Genomic DNA, 19,075 nt, shown 5'->3' on the forward strand with positions numbered 1-19,075 from the left:
CCGCGGTCCGACGTGCTTGCATGTCGGAATGAGCGCAGAATTCGAGCAGCATCCCGCTGATACTCCGTTCCACAGGCGTCTCGTCTACGGCGAGCGGCCGGACGGGTCGTGGATGACGCGGGGACCGGCCGGCGCGTACGAGTCCGTGGTCATGCGCCCGCTCGAGCCGATGCTCGTTCCCGAGAAACCACGTGGCGGAGAACTTGATCCCGAGAACTGCGGCGGGTGCAAGTCGGACGAGCACACGATCTGGCATGACGATCTCTGGCAGGTCCGAGCCGGCTGGGAGCCCGGCGGTCTGCCGTTCATCGGTGCGATCTCGCCGCGAGAGCACTGGCTTCTGGAAGACGCCCCGGTCGAGGTGCTCGCCGCGCTCGGGCCGCTCATGCAGCGCGTCTCCGAGGCGGTCAAGAGCATCCCCGGTGTGGCCCGATGCCACTTCAGCCGCTTCAACGACGGCTCGGCGCATCTGCACCTCTGGGCTTTCGCCCGGCCGGCCGGGATGATGCAGGGGCGCGGTGCCGTGCTCTCGTACTGGGACGGCATGCTCCCCGAGATGAGCGTCGAGATGATGGAGGAGTTCCTCGACATCGTGGCGGACTCCCTCGCAGCCGGCGGCGGCACCGCCCTCCGGCGGGGCGAGGTTCCGCGATCCGTCTGAGAGGGGCAGACTGGACCCGTGCGCACCATCCGCGATCTCGACACCGTAGAACTCATCCTCGACGCCCAGGCTCTGCTGGACTCCATCCGCGGCCCCGAAAGGGTCGTCGACGCCGGCACGCTCCGCGCCTTGCAGCAATCGGGCAACTACGTGGTCGGCCTGTTCGACGGCGAGGACGGTGAGGAGCGCATGGTGGGGGCGTCGATCGCCTTCTTCGGCGAGCCGGGGCGGCGCGCGATGCACTCGCACATCACGGCCCTGCGCCCCGAATACCGCGGTCGCGGCTGGGGGCGCGAACTCAAGGAGCACCAGCGGCAGTGGGCGTTCTCGCGCGAGGTCGGCCGCATCAGCTGGACGTTCGACCCGCTCGTCGCGCGCAACGCGCACTTCTTCCTCACCGTGCTCGGCGCCAGGGTGACGGGTTACGCGGTCAACCAATACGGCATCTTCGGCGGAGGGGATGCGGGTGACGAGAGCGACCGGCTCGACGTCGAGTGGGCGCTCGCCGACATCGCGAAGCCCCCGGCATCCGATGCCGTGGTCGACACCCTCGCCATTCCCACGGATGTGGAGTCGCTGCGGGAGACCGATGCGGATGCCGCGCACGAGTGGCGTCTGCGTCTGCGCTCCGAGATGGAGGACCGGCTCGGCCGGGGCCTGCGCATCGCGGGCTTCGACGTCGAGCGCGGCTACCTCTTCACGGCCTGAGCGCCGCGCGCCACCACGATGTCGACCGGCCACCGTCCGGCTGACGTGGATTCGCTGGTGGCTCGTGCGTACCGCGGTGGCGCGGGTCGCGTGAGCGAGAGTTGCGGCGGAGCACGCGCGGATAGAATGGAGAGGCCCGCGTTCACGGGTTCCTCACCCGCATCCGACCATTGGAGCCACCGTGGCCGAACAGTCCCGTCTAGACAAGGTCATCGCCCTTGCCCGCCACCGCGGGTTCGTCTTCCAAGCGGGTGAGATCTACGGCGGTTCGCGTTCCGCTTGGGACTACGGACCCCTCGGGACGGAACTCAAGGAGAACATCCGCCGGCAGTGGTGGCAGACATTCGTGCGCGGCCGTGGCGACATGGTCGGCCTGGACTCGAGCATCATCCTGCCCAAGCGCGTGTGGGAGGCGTCGGGTCACGTCGCGACCTTCACCGACCCGCTGGTCGAGTGCCTCCAGTGCCACAAGCGCTTCCGCGCAGACAATCTCATCGAGGACTTCGAGGCGCGCAAGGGCCGCAAGGCCGAGAACGGGCTCGCCGACATCCCCTGCCCGAACTGCGGTACCAAGGGCCAGTACACCGAGCCCAAGGCGTTCTCGGGCCTGGTGAAGACCTACCTCGGTGTCGTCGACGACGAGTCCGGCATGTACTTCCTGCGCCCCGAGACCGCGCAGGGCATCTTCGTGAACTTCTCGAACGTGCTCACCGCATCGCGCAAGAAGCCGCCGTTCGGCATCGGCCAGGTCGGCAAGGCGTTCCGCAACGAGATCACCCCCGGCAACTTCATCTTCCGCACCCGCGAGTTCGAGCAGATGGAGATCGAGTACTTCACCCCGCCCGCCGAGGCGCAGGAGTGGTTCGAGCACTGGGTCGAGGCCTGCTGGAACTGGTTCATCGACCTCGGCATCGACGCCGACAACATGCGCCGTTTCGACGTCCCCGAAGAGGACCGCGCGCACTACTCGGCCGGCACCATCGATGTCGAGTACCGCTTCGGTTTCCAGGGCAAGGAGTGGGGCGAGCTCATGGGCGTCGCCAACCGCACCGACTACGACCTGTCGAGCCACAGTGAGGCCTCGGGTTCGTCGCTGAGCTACTTCGACCAGGCCTCGGGCGAGCGGTACACCCCGTACGTCATCGAGCCGTCCTTCGGCCTCACCCGCGCCATGATGGCGTTCCTCGTCGACGCCTACGTCGAGGAGGAAGTGCCGAACGCCAAGGGCGGCACCGACGTGCGCACCGTGCTGCGCCTCGACCCGCGTCTGGCCCCGGTCAAGGTGGCCGTGCTCCCGCTCAGCCGCAACGAGAACCTCTCGCCGCTGGCGCGCGAGGTCGCCGACACGCTGCGCGGATCATGGGCGATCGACTTCGACGACGCCGGCGCCATCGGCCGCCGCTACCGTCGTCAGGACGAGATCGGCACGCCGTTCTGCGTCACGGTCGACTTCGACTCCCTCGACGACCGCGCCGTCACCGTGCGCGACCGCGACACGATGGCGCAGGAGCGCGTCTCGATCGACGAGCTCGAGCGGTACCTCGCGGAGCGCCTGAAGGGCGCCTGACGCACGGCCGCGCCTCGTGCGTCGGCCGCGCCGAGACCCCCGCTTATCACCGAGACCCCCATCTGTTCACGCGAACAGGTGGGGGTCTCGGCGTCAGGTGGGGGTATCGGTGTCAGAGCTCGGAGGTAGGAGCGGATGCCGGGGCTGGCGCGCTGCCGGCGACCGCGCGTGCGTAGCGCTCCGACAGCAGCCGCAGCCGAGGGATCAGTTCCGGCGGGCTCTCGACCGTGAAGTCCATCATCAGCATCCCGATATAGGCGGCGACCGTGTCGAGGCTGTCTGCGCCGGTGACGAGGATGCAGTGGCTGTCGTCGACCGGTTCGACGACGCCGACCGCGGCGTGGATGCGATCGAGCACCGCCTCCGCGGGAGCGTCTATGCGCAGGCGCGCGTGCACGACCCAGCCGCTCACCGCGATCGTGCGCATAGCGAACGCCGTGTAGTCGCCACCGGGCAGCGGTGTCGGATCGAAGCGGCGACGCGTCGGCATCCGCAGGTCCATCCAGTCGACGCGGTACGTGCCCCATTCGCCCGCCTCGGGGTCGCGCGCGACGAGGTACCAGCGTCGATGCCAGGTGAGCAATCTGTACGGTTCGACCAGCGAAGGGGCGCCCTCGTAGTCGAAGCGCAGCCATTCCGTGTTGCGGATCGCGCCGGCGATGGCCTGGAGAGACGCGGCGTCGACCTCGGGGTCCGGCGCATCGGTGTCGTTGTTCTCGGGGGCACGGTCGACGCTCGACCGCAGGGCGTCGACCGTCGGGCGCAGGTGCGAGGGGAGCACCTGCTCGAGCTTGGCGAGCGCCCTCGCCCCGGATTCGGCCACGCCCGCGATTCCGGCCGCTGCGCGGAGCCCGACCGTGACCGCCACTGCCTCCTCGTCGTCGAGCAGCAGCGGCGGGAGCTTCCCTCCGGCACCGAGCCGATAGCCGCCGATCGAGCCGCGACTCGCGTCGACGGGATAGCCGAGGTCGCGGAGCCGCTCGATGTCGTGGCGGACGGTGCGGCCGGAGACGCCGAGGCGGGCGGCGAGTTCGCTGCCTGAGCGCTCCGTCCCGGTCTGCAGCAGACCCAGCAGGGCGAGCAGGCGGGCGGTCGGATCGGCCATCGGCATCCTCTCGAAAGAAGTTCTTCGATTAGGAACGAATCCAGCCTATTGCGTTTCTACTCTCGAGATATGGAAAACACGAACCTCACCTTCAGCCCCTTCACCGTCTCGGTCACCGCCGCCGAGGTCGCCGATCTGCAGGATCGCCTGGCCCGCACCCGCCTTCCCCAGCCGTCACCGACAGAGGTCGGCGACGCTGGCGACTGGGATGCCGGCACCCCGAACTCCTACCTCCGCGAGGCTCTGGCAGCGTGGCGCGACTTCGACTGGACAGCGGCTCAGGAGCGCATCAACTCCGTCCCGCACTTCACGACCGAGATCGACGGACAGAGCATCCACTTCATCCACGTCCGCTCCGTTCACGCCGACGCGACACCGCTGCTCCTCGCGCACACCTATCCCGGCTCCGCCATCGACTACCTCGAGCTGATCGACCTGCTCACTGACCCTGTGGCGCACGGCGGCCGTGCGGAGGACGCCTTCGACGTCGTGATTCCGGATGCTCCGGGCTACGGCTTCTCTCAGCCCCTGGCCTCGGCAGGCTGGACGACCGCGAAGGTCGCGGCGGCCTACGACCGGCTGATGCGCGGGCTCGGGTACGACAGCTACGGCATCCACGGCTCCGACAACGGCGCGATGGTCGCCCGCGAGCTCGGGCTGCTCAACCCCGAGGGCTTCCTGGGACTGCACGTGCTGCAGCTGTTCTCGTTCCCTTCGGGCGACCCGGCCGAGTTCGAGAAGCTCGAACCGCAGGACTACGCCGGGCTCGAGCACATGCAGTGGTTCCAGTCGGTCGGCGGCTACAACACGATGAACTCGTCGCGCCCGCAGACGGTGTCGGTGGGCATCAGCGACTCGCCGATCGGCCTGCTCGCCTACAGCGAGCTGTTCAACTCCTTCGGCAACGGCACCTCACTCGTGCCGCTGGAGAAGATCCTGCTCGAGGTCAGCGTGAACTGGTTCGCGAACGCGGCATCCGGAATGTCCCGCAGCTATCTCGAGAACGCCCGCGTCGAGGCTGAGCCGCAGATCAACCAGGCGCCGACCGGGGTCGCCGTGTTCAAGGACGACTTCCAGACGATCCGCGTGTTCGCCGAGCGCGACAATTCGAACATCGTGCACTGGAGCCGCTTCGAGGAAGGAGGGCACTTCGCCGCCCTCGAGCGCCCCGAGGTTCTCGCCGCCGACATCCGCACCTTCTTCGCCGGCCTGCGCTGAGCGCCGGCACTGGTCCTCAGCGCCTCAAGACCCCCGCTTCTCACCGTGCCCCCCCGTTGCATCAGGGGGTCGCGGCGAGAAGAGGGGGTCTCGGCGTCGCCGCCGTGGGGCGGATGCTCCGCCCCACGAGGCCGGTACTGTGAAGCGATGACAGATGAGGCCCGACAGCGCCGCCGCACGTGGGTGGCCGGCGGCGTTCTGCTGGTGTTCGCAGCCATCAGCGCCCTGGTGGCGCGCGGTCCTCTCGCCGGCATGGTCTACGCGAAGGACGTGTTCTGGGCGCTCGGCGCGCTCGTCCTCGTGATCGGCATCGGGCGGGCCGGAAGCATCACCCGACGACGGCCCTTCCCGACGACCGTCGTGCTCCTGCAGATCCTCGTCGCGAACCCGCTGACGGCGTGGTATCTCTCGACTCTCCCATTGGACGATCCGCAGAACCCGCATGCGCAGGAGGAATCCTGGATCAGCGTCTTCATGCCGTATTACGGGGTGGTATTCGTGCTGACCGTGCTCTCGGCGATCATCATCGGCGCGATGCGCGCGCTTCCCAGCCCATGGTCCTGGGCTCCGTCCTGGGTGCTCGTGTGGTCGTGGACCCTCGGCTGGACGTCCCTGTCGTTGTTCAGCGCGGCGCCGCTCGACACTCCGCTATCCACGATCGGCGCCTATCTCGGGCTGGTGTCAGCACAGCTCGGCACCCTGTTCCTCGGGGGCGTCGCGATCATCTTCGGGTGGCGGGCTGCGCTCGATAGCGCGGATGCGGTCGCCGCCCGACCGGAACAGAGCGGTCTCAGCCGGTGACGGTGAGCTGCACCTGCTCCGTGCCGCCCGCCTCGACCCAGGCGAGAGAGCGCTTCAGGATGCGCGTGAGCACGTCGAGATCGACCTGCTCGAGGTCCTTGATGTACAGGCATCCGACGCCGGTGGTGTGGCTGCCCAGCGAAGCGAGATCGTCGGCATGCGCATCGACGCCGTCGAACAGGTAGATCGTCGTCGCGGCCTTGCGCGGTGCGAAGCTCAGCACCCCGCTGTCACCCTCGGTTCCCGTCGGGTAGCGGTAGTGCACCGAGCCGAAGCCGATGATCGTGCCCCAGGTGTGAGGTTCGCGCCCCGTGATCTCCTGCATGAGGGCCGTCAGCGTCTCGGCATCCCTGCGGCGGATCGCCGGGCTGGAGCGGGCGATGAGGCCTGCGACGTCGTCGCCGGTCGGCTTCACTCCTTCGCCTTCGCGGCAGCCTTCATCGCCTTCTTGTGCTCGCGCACCTTGCCGAGCGACTCGGGCGAGACGATGTCGGCGACGCTGCGGTAGGAGCCCTCTTCGCCGTAGGGGGCGGATGCTTCGCGCCAGCCCTCTCCGCGGAATCCGTACTGCTTGCCGAGGAGAGCGAGGAAGATCTTCGCCTTCTGCTCGCCGAAGCCGGGCAGGGTCTTCAGCCGCTTGAGCACCTCGGCGCCCGAAGGGTCGCCCTCCGTCCAGAGGTTCTGCGCGTCGCCGCCCCACTGGTCGACGAGCTCCTGGCACAGCGTCTGCACGCGTGCCGCCATCGATCCGGGGAACCGGTGCACGGCAGGCGTCTGCTTGAACGCGGCGAGGAATTCGTCCGGGTCCATGCGCGCGATCGTGGGGGCATCCGTCGCCCCCGTGCGCTGCTCGATCTTGAGAGGACCGGCGAACGCGGTCTCCATCGGAACCTGCTGGTCCAGCAGCATCCCGACCAGCAGGGCCAGCGGGTTCTCGGTCAGCAGGGTGTCGGCGGCGGTGTCTCCGGTGATGTGAAGGGCCATGCCCCCAGTCTGGCACCGTTGCGTGCGCCCGCCTCGGTGAAGTTCAGCTGCCTCGGTCGAATCCACCGGATTCGTCCGAACGAGGCGCGCACCTCCGAGGAGGCGCGCGGTGGGAGCCGGCGAGACGGCGTCCGCGGGACTGCGTCAGGCGCTGGCGGATGCCGTGGCGTCGGGCTGCTCGGGTTCGATACCGTAGAGCGTGCCGAGGGCGGCGGTGAAGTCGTCGGCACGGCCGCTCGCCGCGAGCTCGTGCGCGCGAGCGGTCGGCGTGTGCAACAGCACTCCGGTGAGATGCCGCAGCGCCTGCTCGACCTTGCCGTCTTCGTCGCCACGGGCACGGGCCCTGGCGATCTCGGTGTCGAGCAGAGAGAAGATGTGCGAGCGAAGGGCGACCACCGAGGGGGTGACGCTCTGCCGCGACCCCACCACGTGGAAGGTGTCGGCAGCCTCTCGCACGACGCTGCGCGCGGCATCCGTCGCCTGCAACTCTTCGAGGGGTGCGTGCAGGCGGATGGTCTCGAGGTCGAGAAGCGCGACGCCTTCGAGGCTCGCGATCGCCGGGTCGACGTTGCGGGGCATGCCCAGATCGACGACGAGCTGACTGTGGGCCGCTGAGCCCGTCGAAGCGCCCACCGGGCATCCCGCCGCGGCGAGACCGACCGGCCGCTGCAGCTGCTCGAGCCCGAGCACCGGCTCGGTCGCCGTGGTGCAGGTGATCAGCAGGCTCGACCGTGCGGCGATGCGGGCGTAGTCGGACTCGGCCACAGGACGGATGCCGTGCTTCGCGGCGAAGACCTCCGCCCTGCCCGACGGCGAGTAGACCGAGATGTTCTGGGCTCCGCGCTCGCGGAGCGTCGCGAGGGTGACCGCGGCGTACGCGCCCGTGCCGACGAGCAGCACACGTTCGGCAGACCAGTCGGCGATGCGGCTGTCGGCGAGCTCGAGGGCGAGACGCACGAGCGATCGGCCGGCGCGGCCGAGGGCGGTGACGTTCTTGACCTTGCGCTGCGCCTGGCTGGCACGCTGGAACAGGCGCTCGAGCTCAGGCGAGGTGGTGCCGTCCTTGCGGGCGGACTTCAGCGCTCGTCGCACTTGACCGGCGATCTCGCCTTCGCCCGAGACGACCGACTCGAGCCCGGACGCGACGGAGAACAGGTGCTCGGCGACGCGTCGCCCCGCGTGCACGGCGTAAGCGCCGTCGAGTTCATTGGCGGCGACGCCGGTGGCGGACTCGACCGCTTCGAGCACGGCTTCGACGCCGATGGCGCCGGCCGCCGTGACGGGCTCGTCGAGTTCGACGTACGCCTCGAACCGGTTGCACGTCGCCAGAACGACCGCACCCTGCACGCACGGCGCCAGCTCCACCAGGGTGGAAGCGACGTCATCGGGGGTGCGGCTCAGGCGTTCGAGCAAGTCGAAGGAGGCGGTCTTGTGACTCGCCGTGACACACAGCAGCACCCTTCGATTGTACCGTCGATCGGTTACCGCGGTGTTTCACGGATGAAAGGATGGATGCATGGCCCTCTCCGACGCTCCGCTCCTCCGCGCCCTCAGGGGCGACCGCCCCGCTCAGACGCCGGTGTGGTTCATGCGGCAGGCGGGCCGTTCGCTGCCCGAGTACCGCGAGCTCCGGGTCGGCACGCGCATGCTCGACGCGTGTCTCACGCCCGACCTCGCCGCCGAGATCACTCTGCAGCCCGTTCGTCGGCACGGCGTCGATGCGGCCGTCTTCTTCAGCGACATCGTGATCCCGCTGCGCCTGGCCGGCGTCGACGTGGTGATCGAGCCCGGGCGCGGCCCGGTGTTCGCGAACCCCGTGCGTTCGGCCGACGATGTGCAGCGCCTCACCGCGATCGATCCGGCCGATCTCGATGGTACGGCGATCGCCGCGGCCGTGAAGATCGTGACCGATGAACTGGGCGACACCCCGCTGATCGGCTTCGCGGGAGCCCCCTTCACGCTTGCCGCGTACCTTGTCGAGGGCGGTCCGTCGAAGGAGCACCTGCAGGCGCGGGCCATGATGCACGCCGATCCCGACTCGTGGAACCGCCTGGCCGGCTGGCTGGCGCAGGTCTCGCGGAGGTTCCTCGAGATCCAGCGGGATGCCGGAGCATCCGTCGTTCAGCTCTTCGACTCGTGGGCGGGCTCGCTCAGCCCGGCCGACTACCGGGCCTTCGTGGCCCCGCAATCGCACGCGGCGCTGGACGGCATCGGAATCCCGACCATCCACTTCGGCGTGGGGACCGGGCCGTTCCTCGCCGACATGCGCCTGGACGGCGTGGCCGACGCCGTGGGCGTCGACTGGCGTCAGCCGCTCGACGAGGCCGCCGCGATCCTCGGTCCCGACGTCACGGTGCAGGGGAACATCGATCCCGCGCTGCTGGGCGCCCCGTGGCCGGTCCTCGAAGCGCATGTGCTCGATGTGCTCGAGCGCGGGCGCGCGGCCAGGGGACACATCCTCAACCTCGGTCACGGCGTGCCGCCCGAGACCGACCCCGATCAGCTCACGCGCATCGTCGAGCTGGTCCACTCCCGCTGATCCAGGCCCCGATCAGCGCCTCCAGGGCAGCCGGATCCGCAGGTCTCCGAGCCCGAACCGCCCCTCGGGCAGGGCGGCGCGGATGCGTTCGTCGCTGAAAGTGCGATGCGGGCGGAGGCCGACTGGCGGCTCGGGCGCGGGCGGCGCCGCTTCGCTCACGCCTTCTGCCAGCATCCGCGCCTGTGCCTTCGCGACGAGGGGAACCACCATCAGCCACTCGGTGAGCTGCGCGAGCACCCGGATCGTCCAGACCGGCATCGGGATGTAGGCGGGACGGCGCCCGGCGACGCGCGCGATGCGGCGGATGGCCTCGCCGAGCGTGACCTCGTCGGCGCCCATCACCGCGACCGTGGGCTCGGAGATGCGGCCCTCGAGTGCCGCGACGAGCACATCGACCGCGTCGTCGACGGGCACGGGGCGTGCCGTGCGCTCGCGGAACCCGACGGTCCAGAAGAACGGCAGCGTGCGCACGGCCTTGGTGACGTGATCGACCATGTGGTCGCCCGGACCGTAGATCATGCCGGACTTGAGGATCGTGTGGTCGATGCCGGAGCGGCGGACGATCTCCTCGGCCGCCCACTTCGACTCGTGGTACCCGGAGCCGCAGTCGGGGCGGGCGCGAAGGAAGCTGACCATGACGATCCGGGTGACCCCGGCGCGGCGAGCGGCCTCGACGACCGCCTGCGTCCCCTCGACGTGTACGCGCTGGAAGGTCTGCTCGCCGATCTCGCGGTTGATGCCAGCGCAGTGCGCGACGGCGTCGCATCCTGCGAACGCGGACGCGAGGGCATCGACGTCGGTGATGTCCGCTCCGGTACGGCGCGAGATCACGACCGGATCATCGAGGTGCTCTGCGAGATTGCGCCCGACGAAACCGCTTCCTCCGGTGATGGCCACTCGCATCGCTCTCTCCTTCGCCTGTTAGCTATCCGGCTAAACACTATCTAGCAAGGATGCTATATTGCAAACATGGCAGACAGCGCCTCCGACATCTTCGCCGCACTCGCGCACCCCACCCGTCGCCAGATCCTGCAGGATCTGAAGGAGGGCGAGCTCGCCGCTGGGGAGATCGCCTCGCGCTTCGCCGCCAGCGGGCCGACGATCTCGCGTCACCTGAGCGTGCTGCGCCAGGCCGGACTCGTCACCGAACGTCGCGACGCGAACCGCATCCTCTATTCCCTCGTGGGCGAGAGGCTCGCTCTCTCGGTCGGCGACTTCCTGTCGACGGTCTGCCCCGAGCAGATCGTGCTGCGCGAGGTCCGCAAGCGGGGGAGCAGCGGCACCACTGCAGAGGTCTGAGAGGCGTCGCCGTAGAGGCCTGAGAGAATCGTGGGATGACTGAAGAGCCCCCCGCCCTCGCAGCCCGTGCCGCCGAGACCCACGTCGTCGTGATCGGCGGCGGCGTCGGCGGGCTCATCGCGGCTCGTGAGTGCGCGAAGGTCGGCATGCGGGTGACGGTGCTGGAGGCGGCGGATGCCGTGGGCGGAGCGATCCGGCGCGCGACGCTGGGCGACATCACAGTCGATGCGGGCGCCGAGAGCTTCGCGACCCGTGGCGGACACGTGCGCGCGCTCGTGGAGGAGCTCGGCCTGGGGGACCGCGTGGTGGCGCCGGCCGCCGGAGGCGCCTGGCTCGCGGGCATCCCCGGCACCGGAGCCTCTCCGCTTCCGGTCGGCGGCATTCTCGGCATCCCTGCGAATCCGTTTCAGGACGACGTTCGCCGCATCATCGGCTGGTCTGGCGTCTGGCGCGCCTACCTCGACCGTGTCCGTCCGCCGCTCACGATCGGCCACAACCACAGCCTCGGCAAGCTCGTCACCTCGCGCATGGGTGCGAAGGTGCGCGACCGGCTCGTCGCCCCCGTGACGACTGGCGTCTACTCGGCGTCTCCCGAAGACGTCGACGTCGACATCGCCGCCCCGGGACTCAACGCCGCACTCACCAGCACCGGATCGCTGTCGGGGGCTGTGCAGGCCCTTCGCGAGGAGGGCGCCGCTCGGGCCGCGAAGGCGCCGGGATCCGCCGTCGAGGGACTCGACGGCGGGATGAGCGTGCTCGTCGACGCGCTGGTCGCCGATCTCGAGGCGCTCGGGGGCGAGGTCAGGACCTCGGCTCCGGTCACCCGCGTCACGCGCGAGGGCGCGGTCTGGACGATCACGGCAGAGGTCGACGTCGATGCTGATGAATCCGAGCCGTTGAGCATCGCCGCGGATGCCGTCATCGTCGCCACGTCCGAGTCGGTCGCCCGCGAGCTCTTGGTCGACGCGGCGCCGAGACTCGCCCGGACCTCAGCCGCTGACGCGCCAGAGATCGAGATCGTGACACTGCTGCTCGAGGCGCCGGCGCTCGACGCCGCCCCGCGGGGCACCGGGGTGCTCACGGTTCCCGGTTCGCACGTCGCGAAGGCGCTCACCCACTCGAGCGCGAAGTGGAGCTGGGTGCGCAGGGCGGCGGGTTCCCGCCACGTCGTGCGGGTGTCCTTCGGCGCGCAGGGCGAACCGGCTGCGACCGCGGCTCTCGACGACGACGATGCGGCGCGCCTGGCGCTGCACGAAGCATCCGCTCTGCTCGGCGTGCCGCTCGCCGCAGGCGATCTCGTCGCCTCCCACCGCGCGCGCTTCACGCAGTCGCAGCCCGCATCGATCATCGGAGCCGGTGAGCGTCGGGCGGCGGCGCGCGCCGCCGTGCAGGCTGTGCCCGGACTCGCGGTCGTGGGCGCGTGGCTCGCCGGCACAGGGCTCGCGCAGGTGATCCCCGACGCGAAGGACGAGGCGGATCGACTTCGGCACTCGCTTCTCTGGCGCTGACAGGCTGCGATCTGTCAACCCCCTGAGGAGTAGATGCCGAAATCGGCATATGGGGTTACGCTGGGAGCCTGGCACGCCACGAGTTGCTGGACAGTAACGAGAGGAGACCCCATGAAAGGGAAGATCGGACTCGTCGTCGGACTCGGCGTCGGATACGTGCTCGGCACGCGCGCAGGTCGCGAGCGCTACGAGCAGATCAAGACGCAGTGGCTGAAGGTCTGGAACCTCGACCCTGTGCAGGAGCAGGTCACGAAGGTGAAGAGCTTCGTCGGCGACAAGGCTGCAGCCGTGCCGGGAGCGATCTGGACCGGCGTCGTGAAGGTGGCGAAGTCGGTCGGGGGCGAGGGAACCCCTGGTCAGAAGCTCGATTCCGCTCTCGCCACCAGCAAGGACGCCGCAGACGACGTTGCGAAGGCGGCGGATGAGGCCACTGCCGAAGCGCGGAAGACGGCCGCGAAGGCCACGGCTGCGAAGTCCACGGCTGCGAAGAAGGCGGACGACTGAGATGCCCCGCCCGTTCCGGGATCGTGCGGACGACAGCCTGCTGACACTGCTCGGCGATCTGCCCGAGCTCATCACGAACCTCGTCAAAGCCGAGATCGACGCGGCTAAGGCGTGGGTTTCGAAGACATCCAAGGATGCGGGGATCGGCTCGGTCTGGTTCCTCGTCGCGCTGTTCTTCCTGTTCTGGGCGGTTCCGGTGATCCTCGTGTTCGCGATCGCCGGGCTGTCGTCGTGGTGGCCCGTGTGGCTCTCGGCGTTGGCCGTCTTCGGCATCCTGATCCTGGCGATGCTGTTCTTCGGCCTGCTCGGGTTCCTGCGCTTCCGCAAGGTCCTCTCGCGCGAGAACCCCGCGCAGGCGGTCGCCACCGACATCAAGCTCGCGAAGGGATCCGGCCATGACGAATTCTGACTCTGCCGCCGTGTCGGCGACGGCACTGCCGAAGACCGCGGTTCCGCTCGGCATCGCCGATCCGGTGAGCTCTGCGCGCGCGGAGCTCAAGGCCGCTCTCGCCGCGATCGAGATCAAGGGCAACGTTCCTCGGCGACTCGAGAAGGCCTCGGCTCGCGCGGCAGTGAAGGCCCGGCGATTCGCCGACCGCAATCCGGTGGGCGCCGTCGCCGCGGCGATAGCCCTCGCCGCTGTGGTCGGCAGCGCCGTCTGGGTGTTCGCCCGCGCCGCATCCCGCTGACCAGGCGCCGCTGCCTGGGTCTCTGAGCCCGTCGAAGGGCCGGTTCGCACCCTCCGCATAAAGGGGGCAGACTGGATGCATGTCCGACGAGCGCGAAGAGAACCCATCCGGCTTCACCCTCTGGGCGGTCTGGCGACGCAATCCCGACGTCCCGGTGACCGAATCCGACTCGACCGAACTCGAGACGATCGTGTCGTACATCGAGGACTCGGGAGTCACGGTGCGGGGCTTCTACGACGTCTCCGGCCTCAAGGCCGACGCCGATCTGATGGTGTGGCTGCACGGCGAGACCGCTGAGGATCTGCAGAAAGCGCTGCGGCGACTGCGGCGCACCGAGCTGCTGCGCACGCTGCTGCCGGTGTGGAACGTGATGGGCGTGCACCGCGACGCCGAGTTCAACCGCCAGCACGTCCCCGGCTTCCTCCGCGGCGTCGAGCCCAAGGACTGGCTCTGCCTCTACCCGTTCGTGCGCACGCCGGAGTGGTACCTCGCCCCTGAGGAGGAGCGACGCAAGATGCTCGCCGATCACGGCCGCAAGGGCGCCGCGTTCACGGGCGTCATCGCGAACACCGTCGCGGCCTTCGCTCTCGGCGACTACGAGTGGCTGCTGCCTCTCGAGGCCGACGACGTCACAGAGCTCGTCGATCTCATGCGCGATCTCCGCTACACCGACGCGCGTCTCTATGTGAAGGAGGAGGTGCCCTTCTACACGGGGCGCAGGCTCCGGTTCGACGAGATCGCGGACGTGCTGCAGTAGGTCTGCGATGAGCACTCCGATCAGGTTGGGGACTCGCCGCAGCGCGCTCGCGCAGGCCCAGTCCGGCCACGTCGCCGCCGCCCTCGAGAAGGTCATCGGGCGCTCCGTCGAGCTCGTGCCGATCACGAGCGAGGGCGACACGAATCGCGCCTCGCTGTCTCTGATCGGCGGACAGGGCATCTTCGCCACGCGTCTGCGTGAGGCGCTGCTCGCGGGGGAGTGCGACTTCCTCGTGCATTCGCTGAAGGATCTGCCCACGAAACAGCCCGACGGCCTCGTGATCGCGGCCACGCCGCTGCGCGAGGACGCACGTGATGTCGCCGTCACACGCGACGGCATCCCGCTTCACGAGCTGATCCCGGGAAGCCGGATCGGCACCGGCTCGCCGCGGCGCATCGCCCAGGTGCGCATCCGTGCTCCGCACGCGGACGTCGTCGACATCCGCGGCAATGTCGACTCGCGACTGCAGAAGGTGGCGACAGGCGAGTTGGATGCCGTCATCCTCGCCGCCGCCGGCCTGTCGCGTCTGGGCACCGACTCTCCGCTCCGCCGAGAGGAGCTCGGTCTCGCCGAGTGGCCCACCGCGCCGGGGCAGGGATCGCTGGCCGTCGAGACGAGGACGGATGCCGACCCCGAGCTGCTCTCGGCCCTCGCCGCGCTCGACGACGAAAGCACTCGTCTCGCCATCACCGTCGAACGGGCCGTGCTCGAAGGGCTCGACGCGGGATGCCAGGCGCCCATGGCCGCTCATGCCGTCGTCGCAGGCTCGTCGGTGCGCGTCAGAACCGTCGTCTACGCCGCCGACGGAGCGCAACGAATCGGTCTCGACGTCACGGAGGACCTGAACGGGGAGTATATTCGTCGGAGCGGCAGTGGCAATGGAGCGGATGCTGCCGATGGTGCAGACCCGATGCACGCAGCACGCGAGCTCGGGTTGAATCTTGCCCGTCGGCTGCTCGATCAAGGGGCGGCTGACCTTGTCTCCCGAGAGCATTCCTCATGACTGAAATTCATCACGACCGGCCGCTGGACGGCTGGCGAGTCCTCGTTCCGCGCGGTGGACCGTGGGGTGACGGCGTCGCCGCGAGTCTGCGTTCGCAAGGGGCGGTCCCCGTCGTCGCGCCGCTCATCAACTTCGCCCCGACCACCGATCAGGCGGCTCTCGATCGCGCACTGGAGAATCTCGCCGACGGCGCGTACGACTGGCTGACGGTCACGAGCGCCACCACCGTCGACGTGATGTTCGCGCATCGCGCGGTCGTGCCGCGCACGACCCGGATCGCGGCGGTCGGTGAGACGACGGCTGCGGCACTTCAGGCTGTGGGCTACGAGGTCGCGCTCGTGCCCGAGGACGACAACTCGGCCGAGGGCATGGCCGAGCAGATCATCGCCCTCGAAGGCGGCGCGTCGCGCAAGATCCTGGCGCTGCGCAGCGAGATCGCGAAGCCCGTGCTGAGCAGGCTGCTGAAGAAGGCGGGCCACGACGTCGACAGCGTCGTCGCCTACCGCACCGTCGGCGTTCCCGTGACAGACCGCATCATGCGCGACGTGCAGAACGGACGCATCAACGCGATCCTCATCACCAGCGGGTCGGTCGCGCAGCAGGTGCGCGAGCAGTTCCCCGACATCCCCGAGAAGACCCTGCTCGCAGCCATCGGCCCCCGCACAGCGAAGGACGCGCTCAAAGCCGGTCTTCCGATCACGGTCGTGGCCGACCGTCAGACGGTGGATGCGCTCATCGACGCGGTGTCGCACTTCACGCTGCCGCACGCGGCGGACGAGCTCGCACCATGAGCTTCCCCGAGACGAGGATGCGCCGGCTGAGGCAGTCGCCCGCCGTGCGGTCGCTCGTGCGCGAGACGTCGCTCGAACCGCGTCAGCTCGTGCTGCCGCTGTTCGTGCGCGAGGGGCTCTCGGAGCCGGTCGCCATTGGCTCCATGCCGGGTGTGCAGCAGCATTCTCTGGATTCGCTGCGCGCGGTTGCGCTCGAGGCGGCCGCGGCCGGCGTCGGCGGCGTGATGCTGTTCGGCGTTCCCGCGGTCCGCGATGCGCAGGGTTCGGGAGCCGACGATCCGCGCGGCATCCTCAATGTGGCGACCGAGGCGCTGGCCGCCGAGGTCGGCGACGCCCTCGTCGTCCAGACCGATCTGTGCCTCGACGAGTTCACAGACCACGGTCACTGCGGAGTGCTCGCCGCCGACGGTTCGGTCGACAACGATGCGACGCTCGAGCGGTACACGTCGATGGCGCTCGCGCAGGCGCGCGCGGGCTCGCAGCTGCTCGGGCTCTCGGGGATGATGGATGGTCAGGTCGCCGTCATCCGCGCAGCGCTCGATGCCGAGGGGTTCACCGACACGCTGCTTCTCGCCTATGCCGCGAAGTACGCGAGCGCCTTCTACGGGCCGTTCCGCGAGGCCGTGGATTCGCAGCTGCAGGGTGACCGACGCACCTACCAGCTCGACCCCGGCAACCGTCGCGAGGGCGTGCGCGAGGCCGTCGTCGACGAGGCGGAGGGCGCCGACATCGTCATGGTCAAGCCGGCCATGGCCTTCCTCGACGTGCTGCGCGAGGTCCGTGACACCGTCAGTATTCCGGTGTGGGCATATCAGGTCTCCGGCGAGTACGCGATGGTCGAGGCCGCCGCTGCGAACGGCTGGATCGACCGTCGCGCCGCTGTTCTGGAGTCGCTCGTGTCGATCCGCCGTGCGGGCGCGGATGCCGTGCTGACCTACTGGGCGACCGAAGCCGCCGGCTGGCTGCGCGACTGATCACGGCCGCGCCGGTCGTTCACCACCCCTCCCGGGTCGTTGAGAGAATGGATCCATGACCGATCGCAATGACGACCTGTTCGCCCGCGCCCGTGCGGTGACGCCCGGCGGCGTGAACTCGCCTGTGCGAGCCTACGGCTCCGTCGGCGGTACCCCCCGCTTCCTGGCGTCGGCGTCGGGAGCACGCGTGACGGATGCCGCGGGCAACGAGTACGTCGACCTGGTCGCGTCATGGGGCCCTGCACTGCTCGGGCATGCGCACCCCGAGGTGGTGGCTGCCGTGCAGGAGGCGGCGACGCGGGGACTCTCCTTCGGCGCGCCGACCGAGGGCGAGGTGGAGCTCGCGGCTCTGATCGCCGATCGGGTCCGGTTCGGCGACGCACGTCCGATCGAGCGGGTTCGACTGGTCTCGACCGGCACCGAGGCGACCATGACGGCGATCCGACTCGCGCGCGGTGCCACCGGCCGCGATCTGCTCGTGAAGTTCGCCGGTCACTATCACGGGCACTCCGACGGCCTGCTCGCGGAGGCGGGTTCGGGCGTCGCGACTCTCGCACTGCCCGGTTCAGCTGGCGTGCCCGCCCCGATCGCCGCACAGACCCTGGTGATCGGATACAACGATCCCGCCGCTCTCGACGCGGTGTTCGCAGAGCACGGCGATCGGATCGCGGCGGTGATCGTCGAGGCGTCGGCCGCCAACATGGGCGTAGTCGCTCCGGTGCCCGGGTTCAACCGGCTGATCGCCGACACGGCGCACGAGCACGGCGCCCTGATGATCCTCGACGAGGTGCTCACCGGGTTCCGCGTGCATCCCGCCGGTTTCTGGGGACTGCAGGCGGCGGCGGGCGAGGACTACCTCCCCGACATCTTCACGTTCGGCAAGGTCGTCGGCGGAGGGATGCCGTTGGCTGCTCTCGGTGGCCGCGCCGAGATCATGGATCTGCTCGCGCCGCTCGGGCCTGTCTATCAGGCGGGCACGCTGTCGGGGAACCCGTTGTCCGTCGCGGCAGGACTGGCGACGTTGCGCCTGGCGACGGCGGATGTGTACGACACGATCGACGCAGCATCCGCTCGTCTGGTGGCAGCCCTCGAAGGCGCACTGACCGACGCCGGGGTCGTCCATTCCGTGGCGAAGGCCGGCAACCTCTTCAACGCTTCGTTCCGGGCGTCGGCTCCGCGAGACTACGCAGAGGCGCAGGCCCAGGATTCCTTCCGGTACGCGCCTTTCTTCCACTCGATGCGCGAGCAGGGCGTTGCCCTGCCGCCGAGCGTGTTCGAGGCCTGGTTCCTCACAGCGGCTCACGGCGAAGAGGAGCTGCGGCTCATCGAGGCGGCGCTCCCCGCTGCCGCGCGTGCGGCGGCCGACGCACAGGCCTGACTCTCGGTTTTGCGCCCGTCCCGTCAGAGCGGTGCGGACGGTTCCGCCGGGATCGTTGCGTTCCTGTGAGCATGTTCCAGACATCCGTCAGCAATGCGCTGGCAGACTAGGGTCATGGTGACGTTGCTCCTGGACCAGACGCAACTCGAGATCGTGCTCTCGCCGATCGAGCGTGCGGCGAGCTTCCACCGCGACAACGTGCGGATCGCCCGCGACACCATCACCAAAGTGCAGCTGACGGATGACGCGTGGACCTGGCTCCGCGGAGTCCCGGGTCCCGGTACGCACATCCCCGGTGTGTTCGCGGCGGGATCGTGGAAAGCCGCGGGAACCGTCGACTTCGTGCTGATCCGGCGTCGGCGGCCGAGCGTCGTCATCGACCTCGACGGCGACGACGACTACCGCCGGTTGATCCTCACCACACGCCACGGGCTCGCTCTGACCCAGGCGCTTCGGCTCGACGTGTCGACTGAGCCGGCCGACGTCGAGGAGATCGTGGCGACCGCGCCGACTCCGGTGTCGAAGGGCAGCAAGCGACCCGTGATCCGGCCGCGACCCGCCTGAGACCCAGGCAGGAAAGAACCCCTCC

22 protein-coding genes are annotated in these 19,075 nt (G+C 69.3%); 17 read left to right on the plus strand and 5 right to left on the minus strand.

From position 1 onward, the window contains the following. Positions 1-28: 28 nt before the first annotated feature. From ACI3KT_RS17710 to ACI3KT_RS17720, 3 genes are all read left to right on the plus strand, one after another. Complete coding sequence (locus ACI3KT_RS17710) at positions 29-661, plus strand: hypothetical protein (RefSeq protein WP_404905764.1); 633 nt, start codon at positions 29-31, stop codon at positions 659-661. 18 nt (positions 662-679) lie between these two features. Then, complete coding sequence (locus ACI3KT_RS17715; protein WP_404905765.1) at positions 680-1,369, plus strand: GNAT family N-acetyltransferase; 690 nt, start codon at positions 680-682, stop codon at positions 1,367-1,369. 181 nt (positions 1,370-1,550) lie between these two features. Then, on the plus strand, positions 1,551-2,936 hold the full coding sequence (locus ACI3KT_RS17720) for a glycine--tRNA ligase (protein WP_292905134.1): 1,386 nt from the start codon (positions 1,551-1,553) through the stop codon (positions 2,934-2,936). Between the two features lie 112 nt (positions 2,937-3,048). Here the strand turns inward: ACI3KT_RS17720 and ACI3KT_RS17725 are convergent, their stop codons facing one another. Beyond that, complete coding sequence (locus ACI3KT_RS17725; protein ID WP_307292281.1) at positions 3,049-4,041, minus strand: YafY family protein; 993 nt, start codon at positions 4,039-4,041, stop codon at positions 3,049-3,051. 69 nt (positions 4,042-4,110) lie between these two features. On the opposite strand from ACI3KT_RS17725, the gene ACI3KT_RS17730 reads away from it, so the two are divergent. Further along, complete coding sequence (locus ACI3KT_RS17730) at positions 4,111-5,259, plus strand: epoxide hydrolase family protein (RefSeq protein WP_404905766.1); 1,149 nt, start codon at positions 4,111-4,113, stop codon at positions 5,257-5,259. A gap of 147 nt (positions 5,260-5,406) precedes the next feature. Beyond that, positions 5,407-6,060: a hypothetical protein gene (locus tag ACI3KT_RS17735; RefSeq protein WP_404905767.1), complete on the plus strand. Its 654-nt coding sequence runs from the start codon at positions 5,407-5,409 to the stop codon at positions 6,058-6,060. Here the strand turns inward: ACI3KT_RS17735 and ACI3KT_RS17740 are convergent. The 3 genes from ACI3KT_RS17740 to ACI3KT_RS17750 form a co-directional block, all read right to left on the minus strand. Continuing rightward, positions 6,050-6,475 carry a DUF1801 domain-containing protein gene (locus ACI3KT_RS17740; RefSeq protein WP_404905768.1) on the minus strand — a complete coding sequence of 142 codons (426 nt, stop codon included), beginning with the start codon at positions 6,473-6,475 and terminating at the stop codon, positions 6,050-6,052. The genes ACI3KT_RS17735 and ACI3KT_RS17740 overlap by 11 nt on opposite strands. Then, positions 6,472-7,044, minus strand: a complete 573-nt coding sequence (locus ACI3KT_RS17745; protein ID WP_404905769.1) for an HhH-GPD-type base excision DNA repair protein — start codon at positions 7,042-7,044, stop codon at positions 6,472-6,474. Before ACI3KT_RS17745 ends, ACI3KT_RS17740 begins: the two co-directional genes overlap by 4 nt. 144 nt (positions 7,045-7,188) lie before the next feature. Next, entirely contained in the window at positions 7,189-8,502 is a 1,314-nt protein-coding gene (locus ACI3KT_RS17750; RefSeq protein WP_404905770.1) for a glutamyl-tRNA reductase, read from the minus strand. 58 nt (positions 8,503-8,560) lie between these two features. Here ACI3KT_RS17750 and hemE point away from each other — a divergent pair, with 58 nt between their 5' ends. Then, on the plus strand, positions 8,561-9,583 hold the full coding sequence (gene hemE, locus ACI3KT_RS17755) for a uroporphyrinogen decarboxylase (RefSeq protein ID WP_404905771.1): 1,023 nt from the start codon (positions 8,561-8,563) through the stop codon (positions 9,581-9,583). 12 nt (positions 9,584-9,595) lie between these two features. Here the strand turns inward: hemE and ACI3KT_RS17760 are convergent, their stop codons facing one another. After that, positions 9,596-10,486 carry an NAD(P)H-binding protein gene (locus tag ACI3KT_RS17760; RefSeq protein WP_404905772.1) on the minus strand — a complete coding sequence of 297 codons (891 nt, stop codon included), beginning with the start codon at positions 10,484-10,486 and terminating at the stop codon, positions 9,596-9,598. Between the two features lie 66 nt (positions 10,487-10,552). Between ACI3KT_RS17760 and ACI3KT_RS17765 the strand changes: the two genes are divergently transcribed. From ACI3KT_RS17765 to ACI3KT_RS17815, 11 genes are all read left to right on the plus strand, one after another. Next, positions 10,553-10,882, plus strand: coding sequence for a metalloregulator ArsR/SmtB family transcription factor (locus tag ACI3KT_RS17765; protein WP_404905773.1), 330 nt, complete (start codon positions 10,553-10,555; stop codon positions 10,880-10,882). Positions 10,883-10,917: 35 nt separating this feature from the next. Further along, complete coding sequence (gene hemG / locus ACI3KT_RS17770) at positions 10,918-12,390, plus strand: protoporphyrinogen oxidase (RefSeq protein WP_404905774.1); 1,473 nt, start codon at positions 10,918-10,920, stop codon at positions 12,388-12,390. 111 nt (positions 12,391-12,501) lie between these two features. Further along, positions 12,502-12,894 carry a hypothetical protein gene (locus ACI3KT_RS17775; protein WP_307292257.1) on the plus strand — a complete coding sequence of 131 codons (393 nt, stop codon included), beginning with the start codon at positions 12,502-12,504 and terminating at the stop codon, positions 12,892-12,894. Between the two features lies 1 nt (position 12,895). After that, entirely contained in the window at positions 12,896-13,303 is a 408-nt protein-coding gene (locus ACI3KT_RS17780; RefSeq protein WP_404905775.1) for a phage holin family protein, read from the plus strand. After that, positions 13,290-13,583 carry a hypothetical protein gene (locus tag ACI3KT_RS17785; RefSeq protein WP_307292253.1) on the plus strand — a complete coding sequence of 98 codons (294 nt, stop codon included), beginning with the start codon at positions 13,290-13,292 and terminating at the stop codon, positions 13,581-13,583. Before ACI3KT_RS17780 ends, ACI3KT_RS17785 begins: the two co-directional genes overlap by 14 nt. Positions 13,584-13,662: 79 nt before the next feature. Further along, positions 13,663-14,340: a hydrogen peroxide-dependent heme synthase gene (gene hemQ, locus ACI3KT_RS17790; RefSeq protein WP_292905160.1), complete on the plus strand. Its 678-nt coding sequence runs from the start codon at positions 13,663-13,665 to the stop codon at positions 14,338-14,340. Between the two features lie 7 nt (positions 14,341-14,347). Then, a complete protein-coding gene (hemC, locus tag ACI3KT_RS17795) occupies positions 14,348-15,343 on the plus strand; it encodes a hydroxymethylbilane synthase (RefSeq protein WP_404905776.1) in 996 nt (331 codons plus the stop codon). Further along, positions 15,340-16,134, plus strand: coding sequence for a uroporphyrinogen-III synthase (locus ACI3KT_RS17800; RefSeq protein ID WP_404905777.1), 795 nt, complete (start codon positions 15,340-15,342; stop codon positions 16,132-16,134). Before hemC ends, ACI3KT_RS17800 begins: the two co-directional genes overlap by 4 nt. Beyond that, entirely contained in the window at positions 16,131-17,108 is a 978-nt protein-coding gene (gene hemB, locus ACI3KT_RS17805; RefSeq protein ID WP_404905778.1) for a porphobilinogen synthase, read from the plus strand. Before ACI3KT_RS17800 ends, hemB begins: the two co-directional genes overlap by 4 nt. 55 nt (positions 17,109-17,163) lie before the next feature. Beyond that, positions 17,164-18,486 (plus strand): glutamate-1-semialdehyde 2,1-aminomutase, encoded by a 1,323-nt coding sequence (locus ACI3KT_RS17810; protein WP_404905779.1) that lies wholly within the window; start codon positions 17,164-17,166, stop codon positions 18,484-18,486. 114 nt (positions 18,487-18,600) lie between these two features. Next, complete coding sequence (locus tag ACI3KT_RS17815; RefSeq protein WP_307292242.1) at positions 18,601-19,050, plus strand: hypothetical protein; 450 nt, start codon at positions 18,601-18,603, stop codon at positions 19,048-19,050. Positions 19,051-19,075 lie beyond the last annotated feature (25 nt).

This window comes from Microbacterium sp. ZW T6_19 (assembly GCF_044987465.1).
Taxonomy (GTDB): domain Bacteria; phylum Actinomycetota; class Actinomycetes; order Actinomycetales; family Microbacteriaceae; genus Microbacterium; species Microbacterium natoriense_A.